Origin of the sequence: Mediterraneibacter gnavus ATCC 29149, from assembly GCF_008121495.1 — a bacterium.
Lineage (GTDB): Bacteria > Bacillota > Clostridia > Lachnospirales > Lachnospiraceae > Mediterraneibacter > Mediterraneibacter gnavus.
On the sequence record NZ_CP043051.1, the window covers coordinates 2,904,648 to 2,920,778 of the forward strand.

General features: G+C 42.3%; 13 protein-coding genes and 1 pseudogene. 13 read left to right on the forward strand and 1 reads right to left on the reverse strand.

The features are described from left to right. Positions 1–14: 14 nt before the first annotated feature. From FXV78_RS14385 to FXV78_RS14440, 12 genes and pseudogenes are all read left to right on the forward strand, one after another. Positions 15–1,214, forward strand: a complete 1,200-nt coding sequence (locus FXV78_RS14385) for an acetate kinase (protein ID WP_004843873.1) — start codon at positions 15–17, stop codon at positions 1,212–1,214. A 164-nt stretch (positions 1,215–1,378) separates the two neighbouring features. Further along, positions 1,379–1,906, forward strand: coding sequence for a YceD family protein (locus FXV78_RS14390; RefSeq protein ID WP_009244541.1), 528 nt, complete (start codon positions 1,379–1,381; stop codon positions 1,904–1,906). A gap of 3 nt (positions 1,907–1,909) precedes the next feature. Further along, a complete protein-coding gene (gene rpmF, locus FXV78_RS14395) occupies positions 1,910–2,089 on the forward strand; it encodes a 50S ribosomal protein L32 (RefSeq protein ID WP_004843871.1) in 180 nt (59 codons plus the stop codon). Between the two features lie 132 nt (positions 2,090–2,221). After that, the gene (gene plsX / locus FXV78_RS14400; RefSeq protein WP_022037820.1) at positions 2,222–3,250 is read left to right on the forward strand and encodes a phosphate acyltransferase PlsX; all 1,029 of its coding nucleotides are present in this window, start codon (positions 2,222–2,224) and stop codon (positions 3,248–3,250) included. A 25-nt stretch (positions 3,251–3,275) separates the two neighbouring features. Continuing rightward, positions 3,276–3,506, forward strand: coding sequence for an acyl carrier protein (acpP, locus tag FXV78_RS14405; RefSeq protein WP_004843869.1), 231 nt, complete (start codon positions 3,276–3,278; stop codon positions 3,504–3,506). Between the two features lie 112 nt (positions 3,507–3,618). Further along, positions 3,619–4,308, forward strand: coding sequence for a ribonuclease III (rnc, locus tag FXV78_RS14410; RefSeq protein ID WP_009244543.1), 690 nt, complete (start codon positions 3,619–3,621; stop codon positions 4,306–4,308). A 12-nt stretch (positions 4,309–4,320) separates the two neighbouring features. After that, positions 4,321–7,878, forward strand: a complete 3,558-nt coding sequence (gene smc, locus FXV78_RS14415; protein ID WP_004843867.1) for a chromosome segregation protein SMC — start codon at positions 4,321–4,323, stop codon at positions 7,876–7,878. Positions 7,879–7,903: 25 nt separating this feature from the next. Beyond that, on the forward strand, positions 7,904–8,854 hold the full coding sequence (gene ftsY / locus FXV78_RS14420; protein ID WP_004843866.1) for a signal recognition particle-docking protein FtsY: 951 nt from the start codon (positions 7,904–7,906) through the stop codon (positions 8,852–8,854). A 34-nt stretch (positions 8,855–8,888) separates the two neighbouring features. After that, positions 8,889–10,103: a threonine ammonia-lyase gene (gene ilvA / locus FXV78_RS14425; RefSeq protein WP_004843865.1), complete on the forward strand. Its 1,215-nt coding sequence runs from the start codon at positions 8,889–8,891 to the stop codon at positions 10,101–10,103. Positions 10,104–10,201: 98 nt separating this feature from the next. After that, positions 10,202–10,723: a 2'-5' RNA ligase family protein gene (locus tag FXV78_RS14430; RefSeq protein ID WP_004843864.1), complete on the forward strand. Its 522-nt coding sequence runs from the start codon at positions 10,202–10,204 to the stop codon at positions 10,721–10,723. Positions 10,724–10,820: 97 nt separating this feature from the next. Continuing rightward, positions 10,821–12,511, forward strand: a pseudogene (locus tag FXV78_RS18890) (AAA family ATPase). 102 nt (positions 12,512–12,613) lie between these two features. Next, positions 12,614–12,934 carry a TfoX/Sxy family protein gene (locus FXV78_RS14440; RefSeq protein WP_004843860.1) on the forward strand — a complete coding sequence of 107 codons (321 nt, stop codon included), beginning with the start codon at positions 12,614–12,616 and terminating at the stop codon, positions 12,932–12,934. Between the two features lie 201 nt (positions 12,935–13,135). Here FXV78_RS14440 and FXV78_RS14445 read toward each other — a convergent pair whose 3' ends face one another. Further along, the gene (locus tag FXV78_RS14445) at positions 13,136–13,585 is read right to left on the reverse strand and encodes a GNAT family N-acetyltransferase (RefSeq protein ID WP_004843858.1); all 450 of its coding nucleotides are present in this window, start codon (positions 13,583–13,585) and stop codon (positions 13,136–13,138) included. Positions 13,586–13,829: 244 nt separating this feature from the next. Between FXV78_RS14445 and FXV78_RS14450 the strand changes: the two genes are divergently transcribed. Beyond that, a complete protein-coding gene (locus FXV78_RS14450; protein WP_004843857.1) occupies positions 13,830–16,082 on the forward strand; it encodes a DUF6070 family protein in 2,253 nt (750 codons plus the stop codon). Positions 16,083–16,131 lie beyond the last annotated feature (49 nt).

Sequence of the window (16,131 nt, forward strand, 5' to 3'; positions counted from 1 at the left end):
TCAGGAGGAAAAAAATGAACGTATTAGTAATCAACTGTGGAAGTTCTTCTTTGAAATTCCAGCTGATCAATGCAAAATCTGAGGAGGTTCTGGCAAAAGGAATTTGTGAAAGAATCGGAATTGACGGACGTCTGACTTATCAGCCGGAAGGTGGAGAAAAAGAAAAATCAGAAAAAGCAATGCCGACTCACACAGAGGCGATCCAGTTTGTGATCGAGGCTCTGACAAATCCTGAGACAGGTGTTGTAAACAGCCTGGATGAGATCGGAGCAGTGGGACATCGTATGGTACACGGTGGAGAAAAATTTGCTTCTTCTGTAGTGATCACAGATGAAGTGAAAAAAGCGGTAGAAGAGTGCAATGATCTTGCACCACTTCACAATCCTGCAAACCTGATCGGAGTTGCAGCATGTGAAAATCTGATGCCGAACACACCGATGGTAGCAGTGTTTGATACCGCATTCCATCAGACAATGCCTCCAAAAGCATACATGTACGGACTTCCATATGAATACTATGAGAAATACAAAGTAAGACGTTACGGTTTCCACGGAACAAGCCACAGCTTTGTTTCTAAGAGAGCAGCTGAGTTGTTAGGAAAAGCATATGATGAGACAAAAACGATCGTATGCCACCTTGGAAACGGATCTAGCGTAACAGCTGTTTTAAACGGTAAATCCGTAGATACATCCATGGGACTGACTCCATTGGAAGGACTTGTAATGGGAACACGCTGCGGAGATATCGATCCTGCAATTATGGAATTTTTGGCACACAAGCTGGATCTGGATGTTGACGGCGTTATGAAGATCTTGAATAAGGATTCTGGAGTATACGGACTTTCCGGCGGACTTTCCAGCGATTTCCGTGATCTGACAGATGCCTCTCTGGCAGGCGATAAGAAAGCACAGATCGCAATGGAAGTATTCTCATACAGAGTTGCAAAATATATCGGTGCATACGTAGCTGTTATGAATGGTGTAGATGACATTGTATTTACAGCAGGAATCGGTGAAAATGATGATATCGTAAGAGAACAGGTATGCAGCTACCTGGGTTACCTTGGAATCGAATTCAATACAGAATTAAACAAAGGACTCAGAGGAAAAGAAACAGAGCTCTCAATGCCGGGATCCAAAGTAAAAGTGTTTGTAATTCCTACAAATGAAGAGCTTGCGATTGCACGCGAGACACTGGAACTGGTGCGCAAATAAGCTTCTGAAAATTTTAAAAAGTCAGTAGGGTTGCCCGCAAAAGCGGACAGCCCTTTTCAGCGGAGGATACTGTTTACAGCAGCCGGTGAATAAAATATAAAAATCTTGTTGACAAATAGGATTAACATGATATAATAGTTTAGGTATGAATAGGAGTAATGATTATGTTAATTAACCTATCAGACGTTTTGTCAGAACAGCATAAGACAGTTGATGAGACGGTGCAGTTGGAGATGGATACGTTTCAGTCCAGAACAGGTACATTTCCGATTGTGAGTAAAGAACCGGTTCATGTTGTTGCAGAGCATGTGAAAGGCAGAGAGCTTCTTATTCATGTGGATACAGAGTTATGTATTCTGATTCCATGTGACAGATGTCTTGAAGATGTGAAGCAGGAGTTTGACCTGAACTTTACGAAGCATGTTGATTTGAATGTTTCGGATGCTGATCTGGGAGAAGGATTAGATGAATCAAACTTCATAAGCGGATATCATCTTGACGTGGACAAAATGCTCTATAATGAGATATTGATAGGATGGCCGACGAAAGTTCTATGCAGTGAAGACTGTAAGGGCATTTGCAACGTTTGTGGTCAGAACCTAAATATGGGTACCTGTAACTGTGAAGATACAGCTCTTGACCCAAGAATGTCAGTTGTCCGTGATTTGTTTAAGAATTTTAAGGAGGTGTAACCTATGTCTATCTGTCCAAAGAACAAATCTTCTAAAGCAAGAAGAGATAAGAGAAGAGCAAACTGGAAGATGAGTGCTCCAAACCTGGTAAAATGCAGCAAATGTGGCGAGCTTATGATGCCTCACAGAGTATGTAAAGCATGCGGAGCATACAACAAACGTGAAATCGTTTCAGTTGACTAATTGAAAATGATATTAAGGAATGGGGACTTTGCAAAAAAGTCCCCATTTTTCGTATCTTAAAATCAGCCTTTTATATTGATTTTTGGGATGATGTTTAGTAGAATGTATGCAGTAGCGTTAGGAGGAAGAGAAATGTCTGATATTACAAGAGTTGCACTGGATGCCATGGGAGGCGATCATGCTCCCGCAGAGATGGTAAAAGGTGCGATAGAAGCTGTTAATAAAAGAGATGATATTAAGATTCTGCTTACAGGGCAGGAAGCACTGCTGAAAAAGGCGTTATCAGAATATACTTATCCCAAAGACCGGATTGAGATCATTCCGGCATCGGAAGTGATCGAAACGGCAGAGCCGCCGGTCATGGCGATTCGGAGAAAAAAAGATTCTTCTATCGTAGTAGCGATGAATCTGGTGAAAAAGGGCGAAGCAGATGCATTTGTATCTGCAGGAAGTTCCGGGGCGATTCTTGTCGGCGGACAGGTGATCGTAGGAAGGATTAAGGGCGTGGAGAGACCTCCGCTTGCACCGCTGATCCCAACGATGAAGGGAGTATCTCTCCTGATTGACTGCGGAGCGAATGTAGATGCAAGACCGTCTCATCTGGTGCAGTTTGCGAAGATGGGATCGATTTACATGGAACATGTGGTAGGAAAGAAGAATCCCACAGTTGGAATCGTGAATATCGGTGCGGAAGAGGAAAAGGGAAACGCGCTTGTAAAAGAGACATTTCCGCTTTTAAAAAACTGCAGGGATATTAACTTTATCGGCAGCGTAGAAGCGAGAGATATTCCGTACGGAGCTGCGGATGTGATCGTTTCGGAAGCGTTTGTAGGGAATGTGATCCTGAAGCTGTATGAAGGTGTCGGCGGAGCTCTGACGAAGAAGATCAAAGCCGGCATGATGACGTCTCTGCGTAGTAAGATCGGTGCGCTTCTTGTGAAGCCGGCACTGAAAGCTACATTAAAGGATTTTGATGCCAGCGAGTATGGAGGAGCTCCTCTTCTGGGGTTGAATGGGCTGGTCGTCAAGACTCACGGAAGTTCTACTTCAAAAGAAGTATGTAATTCAATCATCCAGTGTGTGACATTTAAAAATCAGCAGATCAACGAGAAGATCCGCGAATCGATCCAGTCCGCACAGGAAGAAAAAAAAGAAGATTAATGGGACAAAGAAAGGAAAGAAAACTATGGAATTTGAAAAATTACAGGATATTATCGCAGACGTGCTGAACGTTTCTAAGGATGACATTCATCCGGAGACTACATTTGTGGATGATTTAGGAGCTGACTCACTGGATATTTTCCAGATTATCATGGGAATTGAAGAAGAATTCGACATTGAGATCGACAACGATGAGGCTGAAAAGATTTCAACAGTGCAGGATGCAGTAGACCAGATTAAAAAAGTAGTAGAATAAAAGGCAAGAAGAGATTTTTGTCTCTGGCGATCGGTTTGGGTGCGTGATTCTGTCGCGCACCCAAACTGTATTATTCAGGCCGGAACAAAAAGTTTTAGATAAAGGGAAAAATATGAAGAAAAATTTAAAAGAGCTGGAAAAAAAGATAGGATATGAGTTTCAGGATTTTTCATTGCTGGAGCAGGCGATGATGCACAGTTCTTATACAAATGAAAAGCATCTGGAAAAATATCATTGCAATGAGAGACTGGAATTTTTAGGGGATGCAGTTTTAGAGCTGGTGTCCAGTGAATTTTTATTTCTTGAATCACCGAAAGTATCGGAAGGAAAGCTGACAAAAACAAGAGCGAGTATGGTGTGTGAGCCTTCTCTGGCATTTTGTGCACGGGAGATCGAACTGGGCAGTTATCTGCTTCTCGGAAAGGGAGAAGAAGCGACAGGAGGACGTCAGAGGCCGTCTGTGACATCGGATGCGATGGAGGCTCTGATCGGCGCGATTTATCTGGACGGTGGTTTTACTAATGCAAAAGAGTTTATTCATCGGTTTATCCTGACAGATCTGGAGAACAAAAAACTCTTTTATGATAGCAAGACTATTTTGCAGGAGATCGTACAGGCTGATATGGAAGAGGGAATCTCTTATCACCTGATTAAAGAAGAAGGTCCGGACCACAACAAATCTTTCACTGTGGAAGTGAAGATCGGGGAGACTGTCTATGGGACAGGAAGCGGACGGACGAAAAAAGCAGCGGAACAGGAAGCCGCTTACAAGGCAATTCTGAAGCTGAAAAAACAAAACTAAAGCGGGTGTTTTATGTATTTAAAATGTATTGAGGTACAGGGATTTAAATCTTTCGCCAATCGGATTAAATTTGAGTTTCACAATGGAATTACGGGAATCGTGGGCCCAAACGGAAGTGGAAAGAGCAATGTGGCAGATGCAGTCCGCTGGGTGCTGGGAGAGCAGAGAGCAAAGCAGCTTCGAGGCGGTTCCATGCAGGATGTCATTTTTTCCGGAACGGAAAACAGAAAGCCGTTGAGTTATGCTTCGGTAGCCATCACACTGGACAACTCGGATCATCAGCTCCCTGTGGATTATTCGGAAGTGACAGTGACAAGAAAGCTATACCGCTCTGGTGAGAGTGAGTATCTGATCAACGGAACCGGATGCAGACTCAAAGATATCAATGAGATGTTTTATGATACCGGAATCGGAAAAGAAGGATATTCGATCATCGGGCAGGGACAGATCGATAAGATTCTGAGCGGAAAACCGGAAGAGAGAAGAGAATTGTTTGATGAGGCAGCCGGAATTGTAAAATTCAAGCGCCGCAAAACGCTTTCCCTGAAAAAGCTGGAAGAAGAACAGAACAATCTGACCCGGGTCAGTGATATTCTCTCAGAGCTTGAGAAACAGATCGGACCGTTGGAAAAGCAGTCTGCAGTGGCAAAAGAATACCTGAAGAAGAAGGAAGAGCTGAAGGTTTATGATATTCATATGTTTCTTTTGGAGACAGAGCGTTTAAAGGATCAGCTTCAGGGTCTGGAAGAAAAAGTCCGGATTACTTCTGATGAGATGGAAGCGGCAAAGAGTCGCTATGAAGAAACAAAAGAACAATATCAGGCTGTGGAGATACAGGTGGAAGAGATTGATGCAGCGATCGAAAAATCGAAGAACCAGCTGAATGAGACAACGCTTTTGAAGCAGCAGCTGGAAGGACAGATCAATGTTTTAAAAGAGCAGATCAATACAGCCAGGATCAATGAAGAACATTATGCGAATCGCCGCCGTACGATCCAGCAGGAGTGGGATGCCAAGAAGGAGCAGAAAGCCGGATTTGTAAAGGACAGCGAAGCGATCCACGGACAGCTGGAGCGGATATCCAATCAGGATACGGATGCAAAAGAGCAGCTGATCCAGGTGCAGTCACAGATTGCAGAAGAGACGATGGAGATCGAGCAGAGTAAAGAAGAGATTATGCGGCTTTTGAATAACCGGGCATCGACGCAGGCGAAGATCCAGCATTTTGATACCACACAGCAGCAGATCACGACCAGAAGGGCTCAGATCCACAGAGAGATTCTGGAAGTGTCCAGTGAGGCAGAGCAGTATGGACGGGAATTAGAGCAGCAAAGACGGGGATTCGAAGAGATCACAGCGGAGATTCAGGCGTTTCAGGATCTGATCTCTGTCAATGAACAGAACATCGCAGAGTTTCAGCGCCAATTGGATGAGAAGCAGGAAAAATTGCGGATCGGTCAGACTGCATATCACAGAGAATCCTCCAGACTGGAGTCGCTGAAAAATATTACAGAACGATATGACGGATACGGAAACAGCATCCGTCGTGTTATGAGCTGCAAGAACCGGGAAAAAGGTCTGATCGGTGTTGTGGCGGACATCATCAAGGTAGAAAAAGAATATGAAATTGCAGTAGAGACAGCGCTTGGAGGCAGTATCCAGAATATTGTGACGGACGATGAAGAGACTGCAAAGCGGATGATCGCATATTTGAAGCAGAATAAGTACGGACGCGCGACATTTCTGCCTCTGACAAGTATGCAGGGCGGCGCAGAGCTGTGGCAGATGGATGCACTAAAAGAAACAGGCGTGATCGGACTTGCCCATACGCTGGTGCATGTGGAAGAGCGTTTTCTCGGACTGGCGAAACAGCTTCTCGGCCGGACTATTGTGGTGGAGAATATTGACTGTGGAATCCGGATCGCAAGAAAATATAAGCAATCCCTCCGACTGGTTACTCTGGAAGGAGAGCTGATCAATCCGGGAGGTTCCATGACCGGAGGTGCGTTTAAGAACTCCAGTAATCTGTTAAGCAGACGCCGCGAGATCGAGGAGTTTGAAAAAACAGTAAAGCTGTTAAAGCGTGACATGGAAGAGATGGAGCACTCGATCAGTGCGATTAAGGCACAGAGAGCAGAATGTTATGCCGGGATTGATGAGATCCAGCAGAAGATCACAGAAGCATCTGTCCGTCAGAATACGGCACGGATGAATGTGGAACAGGTGCAAAGGCAGCAGACGGAATCCAGACAACGTTGTGAAAGCTATGCAAAAGAACAGGAAGAACTGGAAATAACGCTGCGGGAGATCCGTGAAAACGGGGAGTCGATTCAGGTTGAATTGGAAGCGTCAAAAGAACTGGAAGCTGCACTGAATCAGAAAATCGAAGAATTGCAGAAGCAGTTGGAAATTCACCGCGAGGCAGAAGCTGCACAGCTGAAACAGTCTGAAGAGGTACATTTATCGCTGGCAGGTTTGCAGCAACAGGATCTTTTTATCAAGGAGAATATTGCACGTATCGATCAGGAGATGCTTCGTTTAAAGAAAGAAGCCGGAGAGCTGGATCAGAATAAAGGAAATACAGCGGAAGAAATCAGTCAGAGAGAAGAGAAGATTCAGGATCTGAAAAAAACAATCGAAGAATCCACAGAGATATTTTCTGAAATTGAGACAGAAATCACGGGACAGACCGAAAACAGAGAAGCGCTGAATCAGAAGCATAAGGCGTTTCTGGAACAAAGAGAAGCGCTGTCCGGTCATATGGCAGAGCTGGACAAAGAGTTATTCAGACTTGAAAGCCAGAAAGAGGATTGCGAGGAAGCATCCGAAAAACAAATGAACTATATGTGGGAAGAGTATGAGATTACCTACAATGGCGCTTTGAAGCTGCGGGATGAGACACTGACAGACCGTGCATTTATGAAAAAACAGATTCTGTTTTTAAAAGGAGAGATCCGTAAGCTTGGAAACGTCAATGTCAATGCGATTGAGGATTATAAGCAGGTTGCCGAGCGTTATGAATTTTTAAAAGAACAGCATGAGGATCTGGTCGAGGCAAAAGAAACGCTGATTCAGATTGTTGCAGAGCTGGACGCGGCAATGCGTGCTCAGTTTGAGGAACAGTTTGCAAGAATATCAAAAGAGTTTGATGCGGTCTTCAAGCAACTGTTCGGCGGCGGAAAGGGAACGCTGGAACTGATGGAGGACGAGGATATCCTGGAGGCAGGAATTCGGATCATTGCGCAGCCGCCTGGAAAAAAACTGCAGAATATGATGCAGCTTTCCGGTGGAGAAAAAGCATTGACAGCCATTTCGCTGTTATTTGCGATCCAGAATCTGAAACCGTCTCCGTTCTGTCTTCTGGATGAGATCGAGGCGGCACTGGATGACAGTAATGTAGACCGGTTTGCGCAGTATCTGCACAAGCTGACAAAACATACTCAATTTATCGTCATCACTCACAGAAGAGGAACGATGACGGCAGCAGACAGGCTCTATGGAATCACCATGCAGGAAAAAGGAATTTCCACACTGGTATCTGTAGATCTGCTGGAGGAAGATCTGACCTGATGTCAGAAAAAAGGAAGGAGAGCATATGGAAGAGAAGAAAGGGTTTTTTAGAAGACTTGTCTCAGGTCTGACAAAGACAAGAGATAATATCGTATCCGGAATGGACAGTATTTTTCACGGATTTTCCAAAATTGATGAGGACTTTTATGAGGAGCTGGAAGAGACTCTGATCATGGGAGATCTTGGAGTACATACTACGACGGAGATTATAGAGGATCTGCGCCGGAAAGTGAAAGAGCAGCATATCAAAGAACCTGCTGCCTGCAGACAGCTTCTGATTGACAGCATCAAAGAGCAGTTGGATGTGGGAGAGACTGCTTACGAATTTGAGGAGAGACAGTCCGTTGTATTTGTGATCGGAGTCAACGGAGTGGGAAAGACGACCACCATTGGAAAACTGGCAGGGAAATTCAGAGAGCAGCATAAAAGAGTCATTCTGGCAGCTGCAGATACATTTCGTGCAGCTGCTGGAGAGCAGTTAAAAGAATGGGCCAACCGTGCAGAAGTAGAGATGATCGGCGGCCAGGAAGGTGCAGATCCGGCTTCTGTTGTATTTGATGCAGTGGCAGCGGCGCGCGCAAGAAAAGCGGATATTTTATTGTGCGATACAGCAGGACGCCTTCACAATAAAAAGAACTTGATGGAAGAACTGAAAAAGATCAACCGCGTGATTGACCGGGAATATCAGGAAGCGTACAGAGAGACGCTGGTTGTTTTGGATGCGACCACCGGACAGAATGCACTGGCTCAGGCAAGAGAGTTCAATGAGGTTGCAGATATCACAGGGGTGATCCTGACGAAGATGGATGGAACAGCCAAAGGCGGAATCGCAGTGGCAATCCAGTCAGAACTTGGAATTCCGGTCAAATATATCGGGGTTGGAGAATCTATTGATGATCTGCAGAAGTTTGATGCAGATGAATTTGTCAATGCGTTGTTTTACAGTGATTCCAAGACGGAAGAAACAGAAGAATAAAAATATGTCAAAATGACAGAAAGAGGGATGGAAGATGTTGACTTTGGAGAAATTTGAAGAAGCAAGTGAAGTAGTAAAACAGGTGACGACTCCGACAAAGCTGGTGTACAGCGAATATCTGAGCGCCCAAACAGGTGCCAGGATTTATCTGAAACCGGAAAATATGCAGCATACAGGAGCGTATAAGCTGCGCGGAGCCTACTACAAGATCAGCACATTGTCAGAAGAAGACAGAAGTAAAGGACTGATCACGGCATCTGCGGGAAATCATGCGCAGGGCGTTGCGTATGCGGCAAAACGTTATGGCTGCAGGGCAACGATCGTAATGCCGATCGGAACTCCTCTGATTAAGGTAAACCGTACCAAAAGCTATGGCGCGGAAGTGATCCTCTATGGAGACGTCTACGATGATGCCTGTGCGTATGCATACAAGCTTGCGGAAGAACATGGTTATACGTTTGTCCATCCTTTTGATGATCTGGATGTGGCGACCGGGCAGGGATCGATTGCAATGGAGATCATTCAGGAGCTCCCGACGGTGGACTATATTCTGGTTCCGATCGGCGGTGGCGGACTGATCACAGGAGTGGCGACACTTGCCAAGATGCTCAATCCAAAGATTCAGGTGATCGGTGTGGAGCCGAGAGAAGCGGCGAGCATGACTGCGGCGTTAAAGGCCGGAGAAGTGGTGGAACTTCCAAGTGCCAACACGATTGCGGACGGTACTGCGGTAAAAGCGGTCGGAAAACAGAATCTGCCATATGTGCAGAAATATGTAGATCAGATTCTTCTGGTGGATGATGATGAATTAGTCGGAGCATTTCTGGATATGGTGGAGAACCATAAGATGATCGTAGAAAATTCAGGACTCCTTTCTGTGGCAGCATTAAAACAGCTGGATTTGAAAGGCAAAAAAGCGGTCTGCGTGTTAAGCGGCGGAAATATGGATGTGATCACCATGTCTTCTATCGTACAGCATGGATTGATCCAGAGAGACCGTATTTTCTCGGTTGCAGTGCTTCTTCCGGACAAGCCGGGCGAACTGGTAAGAGTGGCATCGATCATTGCAAACGAAAAAGGAAATGTCATCAAACTGGAACATAATCAGTTTGTCAGCACCAACCGGAATGCGGCTGTGGAGCTGCGTATCACGATGGAGGCATTCGGAACCGAGCATAAGCAGAAGATCTTGAATGCGTTAAAAGAAGCGGGGTATGAGCCGAAGAAAGTCGGAGCGAAGCTGTACTAAACAATATAGAAGAAAAAATTAAAGTGTCCGAATGACCTGTGTGGGAGCGGACACTTTTTATATGAAAAGGATGGAAAATCAGAAGAGAGGCAGTGTAAATGTATTTAGTATCGATTTATTTTGATGAAAAAACGACCAGTCGAATGCAGGGATACATCACTCAGGTTGCAAAAAGAAGCGGAAATCCATTTATGATCGAGAAAAATGTACCTCCGCATTTGACGATTTCTGCATTTGAAACGCGAAGCGAAGATCAGGTAATCTCACTGTTTGAAGAAACGAGAGATATGTTTCAAAGCGGGGAGATTATCTGGTGTTCAGTGGGAGCGTTTTTCCCGAATGTGCTGTATCTTTCACCGGTTTTAAATACTTACCTGCAAGAACTGTCAGAGAAGGTTTATAAGGAGTTATTGAAAACAGCGGATGTCAAGGTACACAAATGTTATCGTCCGATGCAATGGGTTCCCCACGCAACGATTGGAAAGAAACTTTCTAAAGAAGAGATGCTTGCAGCGTTTCAGGTATTGCAGGAGCAGTTTGGAGTGTTCAGCAGCCGGGTCGTGCGGATCGGTTTTGCAAAAACAAATCCATATGAAGAGTTGTGGAATTTTGAATTATGAAAATAGCAAGAAACAATTTACCCGAATTGTACAGACTGAAGTATAGGATTTTCGGCAAACATTTGTTATAATATAGTTGTCAGGAGGTAGGAAGAGAATGTGCAGAGAGAAAAGAAAACTCCCGATAGGAATAGAAAATTTTGAACAGATCATCAAAGATGATTTTTATTATGTAGACAAGACAGGATTGATCTCTGAACTGCTCCGCAACTGGGGAATGGTAAATTTATTTACCAGACCAAGACGTTTTGGTAAATCTCTGAATATGAGTATGCTGGAACACTTTTTTCTGTAGAGGGCGACAAGAGCATTTTTGATGGATTGAAGATTTCGAAAGATAAAAAGTTATGTGAAGAATATATGGGAAAGCATCCAGTTATTTCCATCTCACTAAAAGGCATCAATGCTGCTTCTTATGAGGCTGCATTTGAGTTAACTGTCAAGACCATAAAGGGAGCAGTGCAAAAGGCAGGATTCCTTAAAATGAGTGATAAACTGGGCGAGGACGAGAAGAAAGAATATCGAGCGATTCTTGATGAAAATATGAGTGAGGCTACGCTTTTTTGGAGCTTAAAAAATTTGTCAGAACTTTTGGAGAAACACTATGAAACAAAAGTAATCCTTTTGATCGATGAATATGATGTTCCATTGGCGAAAGCGTTTGAAAACGGATATTATGACAAGATGGTTTTTCTTATCCGTAATTTACTGGAACAGACGTTGAAGACCAATAACAGCCTGAAATTTGCAGTAATGACCGGGTGTATGCGAATATCGAAGGAAAGTATCTTTACGGGATTGAACAACCTGAAAGTGTTGTCGATTACAGATGAGCGTTTTGATGAGTATTTTGGATTTACGGATGAGGATGTCAAAGAAATGCTGCGGTATTATGATCGGGAAGATCATTATGAAGAAATGAGAAACTGGTATGATGGATATCGGTTTGGTAGTACAGATGTCTATTGTCCATGAGATGTATTGAATCATTGTGATAAAATAAAAGAGAATGCTGCGGCTTTTCCTGAAAATTATTGGGTTCATACCAGTAGTAATGAGGCAGTCAAGAAAATCATTCAAATGTCAGGAAATATTACAACAAAGCGCGAGATTGAACGTTTGCTGGCGGGAGAAGAAATTGTCAAAGAGATTCGGCAGGAACTTACTTATCAGGAAATGTATCAGTCTGTGGAAAATATCTGGAGTCTTTTATTTATGACCGGATATCTAACACAAAGGCAGCGACTGGATGCCAGTCATTACAAACTTGCAATTCCGAATCTGGAAGTACGGGATATTTTTAAAACGCAGATCATGGAATATTTTAAGGAAGGTGTTGCAAAAGACGGAGATACGTTAAAACAGCTCTGTGATGCACTGAAAGGCGGAGATGCAGAAAAAGTAGAACGTCTTTTTGAAGGGTACTTGAAAAAGACAATCAGTATTCGAGATACATTTGTGGAGAAATCATTAAAAGAGAATTTCTACCATGGAATTTTGCTCGGCATTTTAGGTGTCAAAGAAGACTGGGGAGTATTCTCAAACAGGGAAACCGGGGACGGGTACAGTGATATTATGATAGAAACAGAGGACAGTGAAATGGGGATCATCATTGAAATCAAGTATGCCGGAGACGGGAATCTTCTGAATGCCTGCGAAAAAGCCCTGAAACAAGTAGAGGAAACGAAGTATGAGGAGACGCTTTTAGAAAACGGAGTGGAGAAAATATTAAAATATGGGATTGCTTGTTATATGAAACATTGTAAAGTCATGTGTTCGGAGAGATAACAGGCTTGAAACATTGGTGAAATATAAAATGGGAACTTCACAGAATGGATTAAAATGAAGTTTTTTTGTGAAGGTTGGTAAAAAGAAACGGAGAGGTGGATTATGGCATCAAGTAAAGAATATTTGCAATTTATTTTAGGGCAGTTGTCTGAGTTGGAAGAAATCAATTACAGGGCAATGATGGGAGAGTTTATTCTCTATTATAGAGGGAAGATCGTTGGTGGTATCTACGACGACAGACTGCTGATCAAACCTGTAAGCTCAGCGATTTCCTATATGCCGACAATTTCTTATGAATTGCCTTATGAAGGAGCAAAAGAAATGCTGTTAGTAGATGAGGTTGATAGTAAACAATTTTTGACAGGTCTATTTAAGGCCATGTATGAGGAATTGCCTGCGCCAAAGCCGAGAAAGAGGAAATAAAAATTGAAATCGATGGAGGTAGTTGGATGACGTTTTATGAACAGATGGTTTCCCACTTTCTGCTTTGCTGGAAAAAGACGAGACCTTAAATGCACCAATTTATGGAACGCTGCTGCAAAAGAGGGATCACTCCTTTGGATACTTTGGCCTGACAGAAAATGCATTGCTGGTATCTTTTGGGGTATATTTATAGTATTTCAGCTAACTATCTTCATGTAAATATTCGAATCCTATTTTTTCAAGAACATGTTGGCTACGAGTATTTCTTAAAACCACATCAGCATAAATGGCCGATAATCCTAATTCTTTAAATCCGTACTCTAAGACAGTTCTTTCCACCGCTGTGTCATAGCCTTTTTCTTTATAGCAATCTTGAATAAGCACAATGGAAAGGGTGCCACTACCTTTTTGTAAGTCTATGTTTTTAAGGTATACATCACCAATTACAATATCATCTAATAATATAGCAAACCATACTCTGTTGCAATTATTTGCTTTTCTTTCAAAATCTTTTTGAGCGATCTCTGGCGTATAAATGTAAGGTGTTTCGCACATCATAGGATCTGCTATATAATTTTTTCTTTCTATATGATACAACTGAGACGTCATAGGTATTAATACAATTTTATCGTCAACGATTAATTTTTTCATGTCTATATTACTCCCTTAACTTCCATTAATCCAAGATATTTTTTATACGGAAAGATGCCTTAATTATACTGTGAGATTCTTTTTTTGTCTATTGACGCTATTTATGAATTACAGGAATGCGTCTATCTCTTTTTAGATTTCAAATTGTTCGCTTGGTATCAAATAAAGTTTTCTTGACTTTTATCTATTACAGTTGTAAGATTTAATAGAAACTTACAATTGTAATATTTGAGAGGATATGTGTATGAAGCGAAAAGTGATTGCACTACTGGTTATATGTGTGATGGTTCTATCTGGGTGTGGTAAGACAACTCCGGAAGAAAAGAGCGAGGAAACTGTTCAAGATATTCAGCAGAAGGAGATTGCTGATGATTTTGAAGAGTTGATGGAAGGAACGAGAGAATTATATGAAAAGGCAGCAGAAAACAAGCTGCTGGACAGTCTGGAGTTTCAAAAGCAAGTAATTGATTATCTGGGACAAAAGGGATATGCCGCAGTAGATATGAAAGATCAAGTTGATATGGTTCATTCAGAGCAGGTGGAAACATATTGTGAGAAGGCAAAAAGGGGAGAATCGGCAGATGTGGTGATATATTCTGTCATAGAACAGGGTGGTGTAGTTCGTTATGAACTGCATACAGATGGTGATGATATGGATGCCATTGTCAGCACAGTTCGCTGGACGGATAACAAACCCTGTATGATTTATTATCACAAATTTAAGGTACATTCCTGGAAATATACAGAAAAAGGATATTTTTTCATCGAAGAATATCATCTTCCGGGATTTGACGGACCGCCGGGAGAGAAAGGATTTCGTGTAAAACCGTTGGATCAGAAACTTAGAGAATTAAATCAAAAATATGTACTTCCAATTGGATATAGGTTGAATAATATGCTGATCACAAACTGGAAGGAAGAGGATTATTCAAACCTGAATTTTTATGATCTATATGAATTAAAGTATCCGAGTATCTATGGAAAAGAGATTCCGTATGCGATGAAAGAGGGGGTGGAATATCAGATACCGAAAGAAGAGTTTGAAAGTGTATTACAAACACTTTTTCCAATCACGAGTGAGCAGATTCAGAAAAATGCAGTTTATAATCCCGATACGCAGAGATATCGTTATCGTCCGAGGGGACTCCATGATTGTGAGTTTCCTTATGAACCGTATTCGGAAGTGATTTCTTATGAAGAACTGGGTGATGGAAAATTAAAACTTGTGGTAGAAGCTGTTTGGAAAATTGAAATGCTGGATCAGGCATTTCGAAGCGAATTAGTTGTGGAACCACTTGAAGGTGGAAAAATTCATTATGTGTCAAATACAATTTTGTCACCAGAAGAAGATGAGCCGAGGTGGTATGTACCAAGATTGACAGATGAACAGTGGAGAGAGGCTTATGAAAAGGGATATCATCTTCCGATTAAAAAGGAAGAGCGTGAGAAGGCAGAAAAAGACAGTATTGCTGCCTTGAAGTTGGTTCAAGATATTTACGCTGAAGCGGATAAGGGAGATGCATCGAATGTAGTTCTTACAGATTCTGTTATGGAGCAGATGAAAAAGATACTCGGCAGAGGGGGAGTTCCGGTAATTAGTTCTGAGGAATACTCTGTTATGGAAAATTATCAGGTGATGGAAAACTTCTTACACAGTTCGGAGCAGGGAGTTGAAGGAAATGTAATTTTATATGATATTTTACAAGACGGAAGTATTGAGAGAAGAAAATATCTTTATGACGGGAAAGAGATGTATCTGTTAGCAGTCAGAGCAGTTTGGAATGAGGAAGGAGATCCGGTGATTGCATATCGCTCTTACACAAGAATGAAAGAATGGAGATACACAGAAAAGGGATGGTTTGCTTATGAATTGTGTGTACCGGAACCGCCGGAAGTATCAGAAATTGTGGATGGAAGTTGTATGATCAGGGTAAAACCGTTAGATGCAGAATGTATTGAATTGTCAAAAAAATGTGTGTTGCCATTGGGATATCAAGGAAATAATTTACTATGTTCTAATTGGGATCGTGAACATTTAGAGGGGCTGGATTACAATGGGCTATATGAATACCTCTACCAGATGAAATATCAAAAAAGATTTGTTATGGAAGAAGGAAAAAATGGAATCCCCGCAGAGGAATTTGAACAACTGATGTCAGAATATCTTCCTGTTACTGCAGAACAGTTGCGGAATATAGCTACATTTGATGCAGAAAAACAAGAGTATGTATGGGCAAAGCTTGGATGTGGCAATTACGCACCGACTCATTTTGGAACTTCTTTACCAGAAGTAATAAAAGTAGAGGAACATCAAGATGGGGCGCTTACTTTGACAGTGGAGGCGGTTTGTGATATGGTCATTTCCAATGACGCAGTGATTACACATGAACTTACTGTGAAATTTCGAGAGGATGGAAGTTTTCAATATTTGGGAAATAAGGTTTTAGAAGATGGAATCCATCAGATTCCACAATATCAGTATCGAATTGCGAGGTGACATCCGATTGAACAACAAAAAGAACCGAACAGGAGTTATTTTTGAAATC

What these genes read in the sequence shown, in the direction of transcription:
- FXV78_RS14385 (WP_004843873.1), top strand. Translation starts at nt 15, where the DNA reads ATGAACGTATTAGTAATCAACTGTGGAAGTTCTTCTTTGAAATTCCAG.
- FXV78_RS14390 (WP_009244541.1), top strand. Translation starts at nt 1,379, where the DNA reads ATGTTAATTAACCTATCAGACGTTTTGTCAGAACAGCATAAGACAGTT.
- rpmF (WP_004843871.1), top strand. Translation starts at nt 1,910, where the DNA reads ATGTCTATCTGTCCAAAGAACAAATCTTCTAAAGCAAGAAGAGATAAG.
- plsX (WP_022037820.1), top strand. Translation starts at nt 2,222, where the DNA reads ATGTCTGATATTACAAGAGTTGCACTGGATGCCATGGGAGGCGATCAT.
- acpP (WP_004843869.1), top strand. Translation starts at nt 3,276, where the DNA reads ATGGAATTTGAAAAATTACAGGATATTATCGCAGACGTGCTGAACGTT.
- rnc (WP_009244543.1), top strand. Translation starts at nt 3,619, where the DNA reads ATGAAGAAAAATTTAAAAGAGCTGGAAAAAAAGATAGGATATGAGTTT.
- smc (WP_004843867.1), top strand. Translation starts at nt 4,321, where the DNA reads ATGTATTTAAAATGTATTGAGGTACAGGGATTTAAATCTTTCGCCAAT.
- ftsY (WP_004843866.1), top strand. Translation starts at nt 7,904, where the DNA reads ATGGAAGAGAAGAAAGGGTTTTTTAGAAGACTTGTCTCAGGTCTGACA.
- ilvA (WP_004843865.1), top strand. Translation starts at nt 8,889, where the DNA reads ATGTTGACTTTGGAGAAATTTGAAGAAGCAAGTGAAGTAGTAAAACAG.
- FXV78_RS14430 (WP_004843864.1), top strand. Translation starts at nt 10,202, where the DNA reads ATGTATTTAGTATCGATTTATTTTGATGAAAAAACGACCAGTCGAATG.
- FXV78_RS14440 (WP_004843860.1), top strand. Translation starts at nt 12,614, where the DNA reads ATGGCATCAAGTAAAGAATATTTGCAATTTATTTTAGGGCAGTTGTCT.
- FXV78_RS14445 (WP_004843858.1), bottom strand. Translation starts at nt 13,585, where the DNA reads ATGAAAAAATTAATCGTTGACGATAAAATTGTATTAATACCTATGACG.
- FXV78_RS14450 (WP_004843857.1), top strand. Translation starts at nt 13,830, where the DNA reads ATGAAGCGAAAAGTGATTGCACTACTGGTTATATGTGTGATGGTTCTA.